At 65.8% G+C, this 15,976-nt stretch carries 10 protein-coding genes; 8 read left to right on the top strand and 2 right to left on the bottom strand.

Annotated features, from left to right (window positions below):
• The first annotated feature begins 2 nt into the window (after window positions 1-2).
• The 8 genes from APT59_RS16700 (at window position 3) to APT59_RS16660 (ending at window position 14,091) form a co-directional block, all read left to right on the top strand.
• Window positions 3-218, top strand: coding sequence for an SGNH hydrolase domain-containing protein (locus APT59_RS16700; RefSeq protein ID WP_059315882.1), 216 nt, complete (start codon window positions 3-5; stop codon window positions 216-218).
• Between the two features lie 127 nt (window positions 219-345).
• Window positions 346-3,426 carry a formate dehydrogenase-N subunit alpha gene (gene fdnG, locus APT59_RS16690; protein WP_156428969.1) on the top strand — a complete coding sequence of 1,027 codons (3,081 nt, stop codon included), beginning with the start codon at window positions 346-348 and terminating at the stop codon, window positions 3,424-3,426.
• Complete coding sequence (gene fdxH / locus APT59_RS16685) at window positions 3,426-4,385, top strand: formate dehydrogenase subunit beta (RefSeq protein WP_059315879.1); 960 nt, start codon at window positions 3,426-3,428, stop codon at window positions 4,383-4,385. The genes fdnG and fdxH overlap by 1 nt, the downstream gene beginning before the upstream one ends.
• Window positions 4,386-4,430: 45 nt before the next feature.
• Window positions 4,431-5,054 (top strand): formate dehydrogenase subunit gamma, encoded by a 624-nt coding sequence (locus APT59_RS16680; protein ID WP_059315878.1) that lies wholly within the window; start codon window positions 4,431-4,433, stop codon window positions 5,052-5,054.
• A 160-nt stretch (window positions 5,055-5,214) separates the two neighbouring features.
• Window positions 5,215-6,132 (top strand): formate dehydrogenase accessory protein FdhE, encoded by a 918-nt coding sequence (fdhE, locus tag APT59_RS16675; RefSeq protein WP_059315877.1) that lies wholly within the window; start codon window positions 5,215-5,217, stop codon window positions 6,130-6,132.
• A 481-nt stretch (window positions 6,133-6,613) separates the two neighbouring features.
• Window positions 6,614-8,875, top strand: a complete 2,262-nt coding sequence (katG, locus tag APT59_RS16670) for a catalase/peroxidase HPI (RefSeq protein WP_059315876.1) — start codon at window positions 6,614-6,616, stop codon at window positions 8,873-8,875.
• 229 nt (window positions 8,876-9,104) lie between these two features.
• Window positions 9,105-13,100, top strand: coding sequence for a Pls/PosA family non-ribosomal peptide synthetase (locus APT59_RS16665; protein WP_059315875.1), 3,996 nt, complete (start codon window positions 9,105-9,107; stop codon window positions 13,098-13,100).
• A gap of 67 nt (window positions 13,101-13,167) precedes the next feature.
• Window positions 13,168-14,091: an SdiA-regulated domain-containing protein gene (locus APT59_RS16660; protein WP_059315874.1), complete on the top strand. Its 924-nt coding sequence runs from the start codon at window positions 13,168-13,170 to the stop codon at window positions 14,089-14,091.
• Here the strand turns inward: APT59_RS16660 and APT59_RS16655 are convergent, their stop codons facing one another.
• Window positions 14,092-14,616, bottom strand: coding sequence for an ankyrin repeat domain-containing protein (locus tag APT59_RS16655; RefSeq protein ID WP_059315873.1), 525 nt, complete (start codon window positions 14,614-14,616; stop codon window positions 14,092-14,094).
• Window positions 14,617-14,733: 117 nt separating this feature from the next.
• Complete coding sequence (locus APT59_RS16650) at window positions 14,734-15,912, bottom strand: lipase (protein WP_174523146.1); 1,179 nt, start codon at window positions 15,910-15,912, stop codon at window positions 14,734-14,736.
• Window positions 15,913-15,976 lie beyond the last annotated feature (64 nt).

Here is a 15,976-nt window from a genome sequence, read left to right as displayed (position 1 = left end):
GGGTGACCCTGGATCCCGAGGCGATCACCTGCGATGCCCAGCGCCGCCATTCCGCGCTGGACGGAACGCCGCTGTATCAGGACGGCAACCACCTCAATGTCAGCGGCTCGCGACTGGTTGGCGAACGGCTGCTGGAACGGGGCGACAATCTCCTGCAGGCAGACAGCGCGCCGGCTGAACGGGAGGCCAAGGCCATTCGTCAGGCAGCGTCGGGTTAGGGGACAAAAGGATGACTTCCATTGATCGGCGACAAGGACGAAGCGCTCAATAAGCCAAACGATTGAGTTACTCTTGCCTCAGGGCCTGGCTATGCACCAGGCCCAGCCTGAACGAGGACAAGAAAACGTGGATATGAACCGTCGGCAATTCTTCAAGGTCGCTGGAGTCGGCCTTGCGGGATCCAGCCTGGCGGCGTTAGGCATGGCTCCCACAGCCGCCTTTGCCGACCAGGTGCGCCATTTCAAACTGGCGCACACCGTGGAAACCCGCAACACCTGTCCCTACTGCTCGGTCGGCTGCGGCCTGATCATGTACAGCATGGGTGACCGGGCCAAGAACGTGGCCCAGAACATCATTCACATCGAGGGCGACGCCGACCATCCGGTCAACCGTGGCACCCTCTGCCCGAAAGGCGCCGGCCTGTTGGATTTCATCCACAGCCCCAATCGCCTCAAGTATCCCGAGGTGCGCAAGCCTGGCAGCAACGAGTGGACCCGCATCAGCTGGGACGAGGCGCTTGACCGCATCGCCACCCTGATGAAGGAAGACCGCGATGCCAACTTCATCGCCACCAACGACAAGGGCCAGACGGTCAATCGCTGGCTGACCACGGGCTTCCTGGCCGCCTCGGCGTCCTCCAATGAAACCGGTTATTTGACGCACAAGATCGCGCGGAATCTGGGCCTGTTGGCCTTCGATAACCAAGCGCGCGTCTGACACGGCCCGACGGTGGCAGGTCTTGCCCCGACGTTTGGCCGTGGCGCCATGACAAATCACTGGAGCGACATCAAGAACGCTAACCTCGTCTTGATCATGGGCGGCAATGCCGCTGAAGCGCACCCGTGTGGTTTCAAGTGGGTCACCGAGGCCAAGGCGCACAACAACGCCCGGCTGATCGTGGTCGATCCGCGCTATACCCGTTCTGCCTCGGTTGCGGACTACTACGCCCCCATCCGGACCGGCAGCGACATTGCCTTCTTGGGCGGGTTGATCAATTACCTGATCACTCACGACAAGATCCAGCACGAATACGTCCGTAACTACACCGACGTAGGCTTTATCGTGAAGGAAGGCTTCTCCTTCGAAGACGGCCTGTATACCGGCTACGACGCTGAAAAACGTACCTATACCGACAAGACTCAATGGGGCTACGAGATCGGCGACGACGGCTTCGTCAAGATCGATGCAACGCTTGAGCACCCGCGTTGCGTCTTCCAGTTGATGAAGCAGCACTACAGCCGCTACACCCTGGAAGTGGCCAGTCAGGTATGTGGTACGCCCGTTGAGGCGATCCAGAAGGTCTGGGCCGAGATTGCTGAGACTTCGGCGCCCGGTCGCACGATGACCATCCTCTATGCCCTAGGTTGGACTCAGCACTCCATTGGCGCCCAGATCATTCGTGCCGGCGCCATGGTGCAGCTGCTGCTTGGCAACATCGGTATGCCCGGTGGCGGGATGAACGCCCTGCGCGGTCACTCCAACATCCAAGGCCTTACCGACCTGGGTCTCTTGTCGATCCAGCTGCCGGGCTACCTGACCATCGGCGCCGACGGCGAGCAGGACTACCACGCCTTCATCGACCGACGCGCCAGCAAGCCGCTGCGTCCGGGACAGATGAGCTACTGGCAGAACTACGGCAAGTTTCACGTCAGCCTGATGAAGGCGTGGTACGGCGACAACGCCACCAAGGATAACGACTGGTGCTACCACTGGTTGCCCAAGGTCGATGTCACGGGTGCTGGCTACGATGTGCTGCGCTACTTCGACATGATGGGCAAGGGTCAGGTCAACGGCTATTTCTGCCAGGGTTTCAACCCCATCGCCGCCTTCCCCAACAAGGCCAAGGTGATGCGCGGGCTGTCCAAGCTCAAGTGGCTGGTGATCATGGATCCGCTGGCCACCGAGACCTCCGAGTTCTGGCGCAACCACGGCGATCACAACGATGTGAATACCGCGGAAATCCAGACCGAGGTGTTCCGCCTGCCCACCACCTGCTTCGCCGAGGAAGACGGCTCCCTGGTGAATTCCAGCCGCTGGCTGCAGTGGCACTTCAAGGGTGCCGAAGCGCCTGCCGAGGGCCGAAGCGACATCGTCATCATGTCCGAACTGTTCCTCAGATTGCGCGAGGCCTATCGCCAGGACGGCGGTGCCTTTCCTGATCCAATCCTGGGCCTTTCCTGGCCCTATGCCAAACCAGGAGAGCCTTCGGCGGAGGAGTTGGCCAAGGAGTTCAACGGCTACGCTGTGACCGACGTGCTCGATGCCAAGGGCGCCGTTTCGGCCAAGGCTGGCCAGCAACTTGCCGGTTTCGGCCAGTTGATGGACGACGGCAGTACCGCCTCGGGCTGCTGGATCTATTGCGGCGCCTGGACCGAGCAGGGCAACCAGATGGCGCGGCGCGACAACAGCGATCCGTTCCATATGGGGCAGACCCTGGGCTGGGCCTGGTCGTGGCCGAACAACCGCCGCATCCTCTACAACCGTGCCTCCTCGGATCTTAGCGGCAAGCCGTGGGACCCGAGCAAGAAGCTGGTCTGGTGGAACGACAAGGCGCAGAAGTGGGGCGGTACCGACGTGCCGGACTTCAAGATCGACGGCAAGCCTGGCGACGGGATGAGTCCGTTCATCATGAACCCGGAAGGGGTAGCGCGCTTCTTCTCGCTGGACAAGATGGCCGAGGGGCCCTTCCCGGAGCACTACGAGCCGTTCGAAACGCCCATCGGCGTCAACCCGCTGCACCCGAACAACCGCAAGGCGCTGAACAGCCCGGCGGCGCGGGTGTTCAAGGACGACTGGGCGGACTTCGGCGATCGCAAGGACTTCCCCTATGCGGCCACCACCTACCGCCTGACCGAGCACTTCCACTACTGGAGCAAGCACTGCCGCCTCAACGCCATCATCCAGCCCGAGCAGTTCGTCGAGATCGGCGAGGTGCTGGCCAAGCAGAAGGGCATCGCCGCGGGTGATCTCGTACGCGTCAGCTCCAAGCGCGGCCACATCGTCTGCAAGGCGGTGGTGACCAAGCGGATCCGTCCGCTGCAGGTCAATGGCGAGACGGTGCACCATATCGGCATCCCCATCCACTGGGGCTTCTCCGGCGTGGCACGGATGGGTTACCTGGCCAACACCCTGACTCCCTTCGTGGGTGACGGGAACACCCAGACGCCCGAGTTCAAGTCGTTCCTGGTCAACGTGGAGAAAGCGTGATGGCAAGCCAAGATATCTACGCCCGCTCCGCGACGACTACGGCTTATCCGTCCGTGCGCAATCAGGCGGAAGTGGCCAAGCTGATCGATGTGTCCAAGTGCATCGGCTGCAAGGCCTGCCAGGTCGCCTGTTCGGAATGGAACGAGCTGCGCGACGAGGTGGGCCATACCCACGGCACCTACGACAACCCGGCGGACCTCACCGCGGACTCCTGGACGCTGATGCGTTTCACCGAGCACGAGGACGAGGCCGGCAAGCTGGAGTGGCTGATCCGCAAGGACGGCTGCATGCACTGCGCCGAGCCGGGCTGCCTGAAGGCCTGTCCGAGTCCGGGGGCCATCGTGAAGTACGCCAACGGCATCGTCGACTTCAACCAGGACCACTGTATTGGGTGCGGCTACTGCATCGCCGGTTGCCCCTTCGACATCCCGCGGATCTCGAAGAAGGACAACAAGGCCTACAAGTGCTCCCTCTGCTCGGACCGGGTCGGGGTCGGCCTGGAGCCCGCCTGCGTCAAGACCTGCCCGACCGGCGCCATCGTGTTCGGCACCAAGGACGAGATGAAGGAGCATGCCGCCGAGCGCATCGTCGATCTCAAGAGCCGCGGCTACGAGAACGCCGGTCTGTACGACCCGGTTGGGGTAGGGGGCACCCACGTCATGTACGTGCTGCACCATGCCGACCAGCCGCAGCTGTACAACCACCTGCCCAAGGATCCGACCATCAGCCCCACCGTGGGGCTGTGGAAGGGCTTCACCAAACCCCTGGCGCTGTTCGCCATGGGCGCGGCGGTGCTGGCCGGTTTCTTCCACTACGTGCGCGTCGGTCCCAACCGGACCGATAACGACGACGAAGTGGTCGAGGCGCCGCCCCGTCACGAGGGCGATGCGCCCAAGGGCGAGGTCAAGCAGCTGAGTCCGTCCGTGCAGATCTTCGATCCGCACGACAAGCAGCCCTAGCAGGTGTACGCCCCCGGTTAGCCGGGGGCGTCCTGGGAGATCGAGATGAAACCTGAAATCCAGCGTTACAACGCCAACGAGCGGACCAACCACTGGATCGTGGCGATCCTGTTCTTCATGGCCGGGCTGTCGGGACTGGCGCTGTTCCACCCCGCGCTGTTTCCGTTGTCGAGCCTGTTCGGCGGCGGCACCTGGACGCGCATCCTGCATCCCTTCATGGGTGTGGCGATGTTCCTGTTCTTCGCCTTTCTGGTGATCCGCTTCTGGCGGCACAACAAGATCGGCCGCGAAGACGCCCAGTGGCTCAAGCAGATCAACGACGTGCTGAACAACCGCGAGGAGAAGCTGCCGCCGATCGACAAGTACAACCCCGGGCAGAAGATCCTGTTCTGGGTGCTACTGGCCTGCATGCTGATCCTGCTGGTCAGCGGCGTGGTCATCTGGCGGCAGTACTTCGCCCACCTGTTCCCTATCCCGGTGATCCGCCTGGGCGCCCTGGCCCACGCCGTCGCCGCCTTCGTGCTGGTGCTGTCGATCATCGTGCACATCTATGCGGGGATCTGGATCAAGGGCTCGGTGACCGCGATGATGACCGGTTGGGTCAGTCGCGCTTGGGCCAAGAAGCACCATTCGCTGTGGTACGAGAAGGTCACCCGCGAGAAGAAGTGAGCCTGTTGTTGGGCTTCGCTGCGCTCAACCCAACCTACGACGCCGCGACACCGTAGGTTGGGCTGAGCCCCGCGAAGCCCAACATCTCCCCAGCCCTCGGGCTATCCTGAATCCTCGCCCCCGGGCGCTGTCTTCCACTGTTTTCCTAAGGAGCCCTGCCATGGCGGGCCAGATCCTCGAGCCCGGCGAAATCGAAGCCGCGGCCGTCAACCCCGATTTCATCCTCCTGCCTGGTGGCGAGCTGTTCGGCTATCGCGCCGACCGCCTGCGACTGCTGGCCACCGGCAATGCGCTGAGTGACTACCTGCTGCTGATGGCCGACCTGTGCGAGGCCCAGCAAGGGGTCTTCGACCAGCTCGCGCCCCTGCCATTGGACGAGGCCCGCAGCGCCCAGAGCCTGGCGCACGGTCTGCCACCCCTGGGTTACGACACCCTGGTCCGCGAAGGTGACTGGTTGCCCGCGCTGGATGCGCTATTGGAGGCCTGCACGGTCGAGCAGGCGCCGGTACGGGCCGCCCTCGACGCCTTGCGCCAGGCCGATGCCGGCCAGCGCAAGGCCTGGGCCATCGCCCTGCTGGCCGGCAGCTATGAGCTGGTGCCCGCCGGCGTGGTGCCCTTCCTCGGCGCCGCCCTGCAGGTAGCCTGGACCCACTGGCTGCAGCGCAGTGACTTCAGTGCCCTGCGCGAACAGGGCAGCCAGACCCTCTGCCCCTGCTGCGGCGCGCCGCCCATGGCCGGCATCATCCATCACCTGGGCAAGGCCAATGGCCTGAGGTATCTCACCTGCTCGCTGTGCGCCTGCGAGTGGCACTTCGTACGGGTCAAGTGCAGCCACTGCGAGACTGGCAAGGGCCTGGGCTACTACTCCCTGAGCACCGACGACGCCAACGCCCAGAAGGCGCCGCTACGCGCCGAGACCTGCGCCCACTGCAAGACCTACCTCAAGCACCTCTACCGCGACTACGACGCTCGCAGCGAACCCCTGTCCGCCGACCTTGCCAGTCTGGCGCTGGACGTACGCCTGGCGGAAGAGGGCTACGAACGCCACGCGCCCAACCTGCTGTTCGCCCCCGGCTAGGCCGAACGCCACGACCGCCCGGGGCAGGGCGGTCGTCCTGGCGAACCTTCTTCTACCGGTAGCGGCGGCTACCAGGCACGCTCCTCCGGCAACCGCGGCGGCCCGGCGCTTTTGATGCCAGGCCGCGAGTCTTTGCAGGGCCATTGCACGCCGCTCCCATCGCTGGGAACGGGCTATCACGCCGCTGTCACCCGCAGGTCATCTTGCAGAGCCAGTCTATCGACGAGCACAAAACCTTCTATCACGCGGCGCAGGGAAGGCGTCTAGTATGGAGATTGCGCCGCTTCGTCGGCGTGCCCATCTGATGAGGGGATAACAATGACCGCAACGTCCGTTTTGCCCGTGGTAGGGCTCCTGCCACAGCCGACGCCAGCCTGGCCGTCGGGCCGCTAGGCCACTCTGGCCGGAACTACCACTGTGACAGGCCGCGATCTCGTCGCGGCTGACAACCGGATGAACAAGACCCTGAGGTGCCAAGAAGATGTCGACCGAATCCAAGTGCCCGTTCAATCATGCCGCCGGCGGTGGTACCACCAACAAGGATTGGTGGCCGAATCAGCTCAATCTCAACTTCCTGCACCAGCACTCGTCCCTGTCCGATCCCATGGGCGAGGACTTCGACTACGCCACCGAATTCAAGAGCCTCGATCTGGAAGCGGTGAAGGCTGACCTGCGCGCCGTGATGACCGATTCCCAGGACTGGTGGCCGGCCGACTTCGGTCACTATGGTCCGCTGTTCGTGCGCATGGCCTGGCACAGCGCCGGTACCTATCGGGTCGGTGACGGCCGCGGCGGCGCCGGTCAGGGCCAGCAGCGCTTCGCACCCCTGAACAGCTGGCCGGACAACGTCAGCCTGGACAAGGCACGCCGGCTGATCTGGCCGGTCAAGCAGAAGTACGGGCGCAAGATCTCCTGGGCCGACCTCATCGTCCTCACCGGCAACGTCGCCCTGGAATCCATGGGCTTCAAGACCTTCGGCTTCTCCGGCGGTCGCCAGGACGTCTGGGAACCGGACGATGCGGTGTTCTGGGGTTCGGAAACCGTCTGGCTGGGTGGCGACGTGCGCTATGGCGCGCACAAGAAGATGGAGCAGCCCGGTGACGGTGTGCTGACCGCACAGCCCGAGCAGCATCCGGTGGAGCACAGTCGCAACGATAACCCTCAGCGCACCCTGGAAAATCCCCTGGGCGCGGTGCAGATGGGTCTGATCTACGTGAACCCGGAAGGCCCGGAGGGCAACCCCGATCCGGTGGCTTCGGCCCATGACATCCGCGAGACCTTTGGCCGCATGGCCATGAACGACGAGGAAACCGTCGCCCTCATCGCTGGCGGTCACGCCTTCGGCAAGACCCACGGCGCAGGTCCCGCCACCAGCGTCGGTGCCGAGCCGGAAGCGGCCGATCTGGAGCAGCAGGGCCTTGGCTGGAAGAACAGCTATGGCACCGGCAAGGGCGCCGATACCATCACCAGCGGCCTCGAAGTGACCTGGACCTCCACGCCCACCCGCTGGAGCAACGAGTACTTCGAGAACATGTTCAAGTTCGAGTGGGAGCTGTTCAAGAGTCCCGCCGGTGCCCACCAGTGGCGACCGAAGGACGGCGCCGGCGCCAATGCCGTGCCCGATGCCCATGATCCCAACAAGCGTCACCAGCCGACCATGCTCACCTCGGACCTGGCGCTGCGCTTCGATCCGGCCTACGAAAAGATCTCCCGCCGCTTCCTGGAGAACCCGGACCAACTGGCCGACGCCTTCGCCCGTGCCTGGTTCAAGCTGACCCACAGGGACATGGGGCCCCTGGCCCGCTACCTGGGCCCGGAAACCCCGAGCGAAGAACTGCTGTGGCAAGACCCGCTGCCCAAGGCCGAAGGCGCGCCCCTGGGCGAGGCCGAGGTCAAGGCGCTCAAGGATAAGCTGGCCGCGTCCGGCCTGAGCGTGTCCGAACTGGTCGGCACCGCCTGGGCGGCTGCCTCCACCTTCCGCGGTTCCGACAAGCGCGGTGGGGCCAACGGTGGCCGTCTGCGCCTGGCGCCGCAAAAGGACTGGGAGGTCAACCAGCCGGCGCAACTGGCCAAGGTGCTGGGCGTGCTGGAAGGCATCCAGCGTGATTTCCACGGGGAGGGCAAGCAGGTCTCCATCGCCGACCTGATCGTGCTGGCCGGTAGCGTCGGGGTGGAAAAGGCCGCCCAGGCGGCGGGTCATTCGATCAGCGTGCCCTTCACCCCGGGTCGCGTGGATGCCTCCCAGGAGCAGACCGACGTCCACTCCTTCGGGCATCTGGAGCCCTGGGCCGATGGCTTCCGCAACTATGTGGGCGGGGAGTTCAAGGTCAAGCCGGAATTCCTGCTGGTAGACAAGGCGCACCTGCTGAACCTGACCGCGCCCGAATTGACGGTACTGCTGGGCGGCCTGCGCGTGCTGGACATCAACGTGAACGGTGCCAAGCATGGCGTCTTCACCCAGCGACCGCAGACCCTGACCAACGACTTCTTCGTCAACCTGTTGGACATGGCCACCGAATGGAAGGCTACCGGTCCGGACAAGGCCACCTTCGAAGGTCGTGATCGCCAGAGCGGCGAGCTGAAGTGGACCGGTACCCGGGTCGACCTGGTGTTCGGTTCCCATGCCCAGCTGCGTGCCCTGAGCGAGGTCTATGGCAGTGCCGACGCCCAGGAGAAGTTCGTCAAGGACTTCGTCAAGGTATGGACCAAGGTGATGGAGCTGGACCGTTTCGATCTGCGTTGATCGCCACGTAGTAACCAGAAGCGCCTCCTCCGGGAGGCGTTTTTTTGTCCGCGCAACCGATCCGCCACTCATCGCCGATCAATGGAAAGTCGCCTTTAAGGCGCATTCCAGAGCCTTTTTTGCGTGTGATATGCCATGTCCGGCCCACCTTAAGCAAACCCTAAGCGCCCCTTAAGGAGCGCATAACCGAGGGGATACAGACTGCGCTAAACACCCAGAGGCTGTCCCCATGGAAGCGCTTGCCGAACTCTCCCTCAGTCTGGTCGAAGGCCCCATCCACCCCGACCTGTGCCGCGATGAAGTCCTCGCCGATCTGTTCGAGGCCACCGCGACGCGGGCGCCGGAGCGGCCCGCCCTGCTCGAAGGCGAGCGCAGCCTGAGCTACGGCGAGCTGGACGCCTGGGCCGATCGCGCTGCCTCGCGGCTGCTGGCGGCTGGCGCCGGGCCTGGCCGCGTGGTCGGCCTCTGGCTGCCGCGCGGCATCGAGCTGCTGGTGATGCAACTGGCCATCGCCAAGACCGGCGCCGCCTGGCTGCCCTGCGATGCCGAGACCCCGGCCGACCGCGTGGCCCTCTGCCTGGAGGACGCCCAGGCGGTCGGTGTCATCACTGGAGCGCCCTTCGCCGATCTGCTGGCGCGTCCCGGGCTTGGCTGCTGGACCCCCGGCGAGCTGAGCGTCGCCCTGGCCCAGGGCGAGACCCTGCGCCGGCGTGGCCAGGTCTCCCCGGACAACCTGGCCTACCTGATCTATACCTCCGGCTCCACCGGCAAACCCAAGGGCATCGGCATCCGCCAGGACAGCATCTGCCACTTCTTGCGCAGTGAGAATTCGCTGCTCGGCATCGAGGCCGGCGACCGGGTCTACCAGGGCTTCTCGGTAGCGTTCGACATGTCCTTCGAGGAGATCTGGATCAGCTACCTGGTGGGCGCCACCCTCTGGCTGGCGCCGCGGGAGATCACCGCCGACCCCGAGGCCCTGGCCCGCGCCCTGACCGCCAATCGCATCAGCGTGTTGCACGTGGTGCCGACCCTGCTGGCGCTGTTGCCGGAAGACGTCCCTAGCCTGCGGCTGATCAACCTCGGCGGCGAGATGTGCCCCGAGCCCCTGGTGGCGCGCTGGAGTCGGCCGCAGCGGCAACTATTCAATACCTATGGTCCGAGTGAGGGCACCGTCTCGGCCAGTCTGGCGCAGCTGCACGCGGGCGAACCCGTGACCATCGGCCGCCCGCTGCCCAACTACAGCCTGCTGGTGGTGCCGGCCGATGCCAGCCAGCCGCTGACCTTGCTGCCGCGCGACCAGGTGGGCGAACTCTGCATCACCGGTCCGGGTGTCGCCGATGGCTATCTGGGGCGTCCCGAACTGACCGCCGAGAAATTCCTGCCCAATCCCTGGAGCACCGGCAGTCACGACCTCAAGCTCTATCGCACCGGCGACCTGGCGCGGGTCGACGAACACGGCCAGGTGCATTGCCTGGGGCGGGTCGACGACCAGGTGAAGATCCGCGGCTATCGGGTCGAGCTGGGCGAGATCGAAGCCACCCTGGCGAGGCAGCCCGGCGTCGGGACCGTGGCAGTGGTGCTGCGCGAAGAGGCCGGCGTCGAGCAACTGGTGGCCTTCCTGGTCGGTGATGGCGGCCCGGTGCCGCGCAGCGACCTGTTGCGGACCGAGCTGGCCGGCTGCCTGCCGCTGTACATGGTGCCCAGCCGTTTCGAGTGGCTCGGCGAGATGCCGCGACTGAATTCCGGCAAGATCGACCGCAAGCAGTTGCGCACCCGGCCGCTGGCCATTGCCGTGGTGGCGCCGGTCGCTCCGGCCAGCGGCGCCCTGGGCGCCGTTCTCGCGGCCACCGCCGAACTGTTTCCCGGCCAGGCGCTGCACGCCGAGATGGATTTCTTCGATGACCTGGGCGGTCACTCGCTGTTTGCCGCCCGACTGGTTTCGCGCCTGCGTCAGGACTCGCGCTATGCCAGCGCCACGGTCAAGGCGGTCTATTCCGGTCGCACCCTGGGCGCCATTGCCGACGCCCTGGAGGCGGATGCCGCCGAGGCTGGCCAGGCCATGGCCACCGAGGCCTGGGCCCCACCCAGCCGCTGGCGCCGCTGGCGTTGCGGGCTGGCCCAGGCGGCGGCTCTGCCGCCACTCCTGACCCTGCGCCTGGGACGCTGGTTGGCACCTTTCCTGGCCTTCCCGCTGCTGATCCATTCCGGCACCACGCTGCCCCTGGCCATGCTGACCGCCCTGAGTCTGTTCGTTCTGGCCATCGGCCTGGAATTCGCCGTGGCCCTGGTAGGCAAGCGCCTGACCGGGCGCCTGCAGCCCGGTCGTTATCCGCTGTGGGGCCTGACCTACTACCGCTGGTGGCTGGGCGAACGCTTTCTCGCCCTGGCGCCGGCCTACCTGCTCAGCGGCTCGCCATTGGCTCGTGGCTGGCTCCGGCTGCTGGGCGCCCAGGTCGGTGCCGAGGCCTTCGTCGGCACCCTGACCTTGCGCGTCCCCGAGCTGCTGACCCTGGGGCAGGGCGCCAGCCTGGGCAATGGCGTCAACTTCGAGAACGCCCGGGTGCTGCGCGGCGAGTTGCTGCTTGGCCCCGTGACCCTCGGCCAGGAGGCCCAGGTCGGCTCCTATGCCATCCTCGAAGGTGATACCGCCCTTGGTGACGGCGCTCGCCTGCAGGCCCAGTCTGCCTTGCGCAGCGGTCAGCGCGTCCCGGCCGGACGCAACTGGGGCGGCGCGCCGGCCCACGACCAGGGTGCCGCCGGTGCCCGCGTCCTGCCGCCAACCCCGGTGTCCCGCATTCAACGTACCTTGCTCAAAGGCCTCTATGCCCTCAGCGGCCTGGTGGTCTCGGTGCTGTTCTTCATGCCGCTGTTCCCGCTGGCGCTGCTGATCGACGAACTGGAAAGTTTCGGTGGACTGCCCTGGTGGCACACCTCTTCGCCGCTGCTCGACGCCCTGCAGTATGGGGTGCTGGCGCTGCCACTGGGCGTGGTCAGCGTTGCCCTGACCCTGCTCGGCTGCGCCCTGGCGCGCCGGCTGATCCTGCCGCGCCTGGACGAAGGCCAGTGGTCGGTCGACAGCCTCTTCTACTGGCGCAAGTGGCTGGCCAACCTGATCCAGGAGTCGGCGCTGCAAAGCCTGCAGGGCCTCTATGCCACGGTGTACTCGGCCCTCTGGTATCGCCTGCTGGGTGCCCGGGTCGGCCGTGATGCGGAGATATCCACCGCCCAGGGCCCGGTGTCCTCGTTGCTGGAACTGGGCGCCGAGACCTTTATCGCCGATGCCGTGATGCTAGGCGACGAACAGGTAGCCCAGGGCTGGATGACCCTCAGGCGCACCTCCATCGCCCGCCGCAGTTTCGTCGGCAACGGCGCCTATGTCGCCGACGGCTGCCATATCCCCGAGGACGCCCTGATCGGTGTCCTCGGTCGGCTCGACGAAGGCGTGCCCCTGCGCCAGGGCGAGACCTGGCTAGGCTCGCCGGCGGTGCGGTTGCCGGCGCGGGAAACCCTCACCGGCTACCCGGAAAGTCTGACGTTCCGCCCGGCACCCTGGCGCCGGGTGGCGCGTGGCCTGATCGAGGCACTGCGCATCGTGCTGCCCACCGGCTTCACCGTCGCCGCCGGCTGCGCCATCGCCGAGGCCCTGGTGCCGCTGTGGCAGGCCGGAGCCTGGCTGCAGCTGCTGGGCGAGACCCTGCTGGCCGGCAGCGTCTTCGCCCTGGCCAGTTTCCTGGTGGTGCTGGGCCTCAAGTGGCTGGTGGTCGGTCGCTATCGACCGCGCTCGGCGCCCATGTGGACCTTTTTCGTCTGGCGCAGCGAAGCCATCACCAGCCTCTACGAGACCCTGGCCGTGCCCAATCTGCTCGGCACCCTGCGCGGTACGCCCTGGCTGCCCCTGGCCCTGCGCCTGCTCGGCGCCCGACTGGGCCGGGGCACCTACCTGGATACCACCGACCTCACCGAGTTCGATTGCGTGCGGCTGGGCGATCACGGCGAACTCAACGCCCTGGCCGGTCCCCAGACCCACCTGTTCGAAGACCGGGTGATGAAGGTCGGCGAGGTGGAGCTGGGTGCCGGCATCAACCTGGGGCCGCGCAGCGTGGTGCTCTATGGCGCCCGGGTCGGCGACAACGTGGAACTGGGGCCCCTGTCGCTGGTGATGAAGGGCGAAACTCTGCCAAATCACTCGCGTTGGGAAGGTAACCCCGTTCAGCCCCGTCGTTAGGACTGTCATACAACCATAAAGACAGCCCTGGATACTCCGCCCCGTACAACGATGACGGGGCAAGGCGATGACGGCGTGGGTACGACGGATCAGGGTTGGGCGGAATGGTTGGCGGCTGGGCGTGGCCCTGCTGCTGGCGCTGGGGCTCACCCAGGGCCTGCGCAGCAGCCACCTGGACAGCCAGCTGCTGTTCTGGCTAGGCCAGCAGTGGCAGAGCGAACCCCGGACTTCCCTGGAGTTGGGGCGTTATCGCGTCGCGGTGGAAGCCAAGCCGGTGGCCGGCGTCACCGAGAATCTCTCCGATCTCAGCTACGACCCGGTGCGCGATCGACTCTGGGCAGTGGTCAACAATCCGCCGGAGCTCCTGGCCCTGAGTCGCGACGGCGACCTGCTGCAGCGGCATCGCCTGGAAGGCTTCGACGATGTAGAGGGCGTGACCTATCTGGGCAACGATCGCCTGCTGCTGGCGGAAGAGGGCGCCAATGCCCTGACCCTGGTAGATATTCCCGAGGGAGATGACGTCCTGCGCCGTAGCGACTACCGCAGTCTGACCCTGGATCTCTTCCCCCGCGCCAACCAGGGTTTCGAAGGCCTGGACTACGACGCCGTCCGCGATCGGTTGTTCGTGGTCAAGGAGCACTCACCGCGCAAGCTCTATGAAATCCGCGGCCTGCTCAAGAGCTTCGACGGCGACTTCGCCCTGCGCATCATCGACCGCCAAGCCTGGCTGGACCAGGCGCCGAGCACCGGCGATCTGTCCGCGGTCCATGTCGATCGCCGTACCGGTCACCTGCTGTTGCTCAGCGACGAGTCGCGGATGCTGATCGAACTCGACGACCAGGGGCGCACCCTGGACACCCGCTCCCTGGTGGCACCCTTCGGCGGCCTGTCACGGCGTATCCGCCAGCCGGAAGGGGTCACCCTGGATAGGGCCGGCAACCTCTATGTGGTCAGCGAGCCCAATCTGTTCTATCGCTACCAGAAGCGCTGATCAGACGCCGCCAAGGCGCTCCAGTACGGCGGGGGTATCCTGGGCACCCATGGCACGGGCCACGCTCAGCGCCGTGTTGCCGACGGCGTCGCGCGCCTTGGGATCGGCGCCGCGGGCGATGAGCAGCTCCACCATCTGCACGTGATTGAACATCGCCGCCATCATCAGCGCGGTCTTGCCGTCGGGCATGGCGCCTTCCACGGCGGCGCCCTGGTCCAGCAGCAGTTCGGCCATGGGCAGGTTGTTCTTGAAGGCGGCGCCGGCCAGTGGTGACTGGCCCATGTCGTTAGCCAGATTCGGGTCGGCCTGGTGCTCCAGCAGCACGCGGCTGGCCTCCAGGTGGCCGTGGTAGCTGGCCAGCATCAGCAGGCTGTCGCCCTTGTGGTTGCGCAGGTTGGGCGTCAGCCCCTTTTCCAGCACCAGAGCCAGCACCTCGGCATTGCCGGTGCGGGCGAGGTTGAACACCTCGGTGGCGAATTCCTGGGCTTCTTCATCGGTCATGCGCTGGGGACCGTCTTCGGTCATGGTTCTCTCCTGGGCTACGGCGGGCGGGACCCCGAGGGTCCCGGGCGATAGGAGGGCAGACCCGAACGGCAAGGGGGAGTTCTCTCGCGGCGGCGAAAGAAGCCACCGCGAGGGCTCTCAGCCGAAGGTCGCGTGGGTCTCGGCAAAGGCCTGCAGCTCCGCCACGCTGTAGTTGCCGACCATCAGCACCGGGCCGTGGGCGGTGCCTATATGGGCCGGCAGGGTATCGAGAAAGCCGCCGGTAGGTGTCACGCCCAGGTTGGTGTACTCGGCGGCCGGCAGGTGGAATTCGGCGATCAGCCGTACTGCCTCGGCCAGTCCGGCAGTGACGCTGACCGGATGCAGGGCGGCATCCACCGGCGTGACCTGGCCGCCGTTGTCGCCGCTGAACAGGTGGCCCACCTTGGCCGCCGCCTCGGCCAGGTCCTGCTGATCCGCCTGAGCGCCGATCAGGAACAGCGAGCCATAGTGCGGCAGGCTGCCACCGCCCTCGGCCTGGCTGACGAAGCTGGGTGCGAAGGGTTGCTCGCCACGGATGTCGGAACTGTAGTTGGCCACTGGATCACCGAGGGTGACCACGTTGACGAAGTTGCCTCCCTGGCCCACCGCGTGCAGGTCACGCGGAATCCCCGAGGCTTCGAAGCTGATGCCGCCCAGACCGGTCTGCTGGGCAACGTATTCCGCCGAGATGCCACCCAGGGAGTGACCGGTGACGAAGATGTCCTGGGTGCCATAGCCCTGTTTGGCCGCCGCCTCGATTACTTGATGGGCGAAGTCCAGTGACTGGCGCTGGGCACTGGACACCTGCTGGCCGAGGATCTGCAGATCGCTCAGTAGGCCACCGGCGGTGGACAGGGGAGCGATCAGCAGATTCTCGCCGCGGGTGGTGCCGGCATAGGTGATGAGCACCTGGTTCTCGGCGGTGATCCAGGCGTGGGCCGTCGCGCCGTTGAGCGAGTTGTGCAGCGTCAGCTGATGGCCATCGACCAGGAAGGGCCGCATGCCGTCGGGCGTGCCACCCAGCACGTATTCGCTGATGGCGCCGTTGAGAAATTCGCTGACGGTGGGGGTGCTGGCCGAGGCGGTCTGCTTCAGTGGCGCGACCTCGGCACTCTTCAGCGTGTGCACATAGGTGAAGTTGCCGAGGCTGACGATGTCGCTGTGGTCGAACAGGCCATCGCTGGCCCAGAGGGAGCTTTTCTTGGACATGACGGCACCTTTGTTGTTGTCGAAGGCGGTGGACGTGGTGGCCAGGGCGCTGCCGTCGGCGTCGTGGGCGGACGGTCGGGCAAGCACTCGATTTCCATCCTAGGACGGGCTCTGGCACGCGGCAAACCGGGAACCCGGGGGTCATTTCCAG

It is taken from the genome of Pseudomonas oryzihabitans, from assembly GCF_001518815.1.
Lineage (GTDB): Bacteria > Pseudomonadota > Gammaproteobacteria > Pseudomonadales > Pseudomonadaceae > Chryseomonas > Chryseomonas oryzihabitans_E.
The sequence above is the reverse complement of the archived record's forward strand: the minus strand, read 5'-3'. Positions and strand labels throughout refer to the sequence as shown.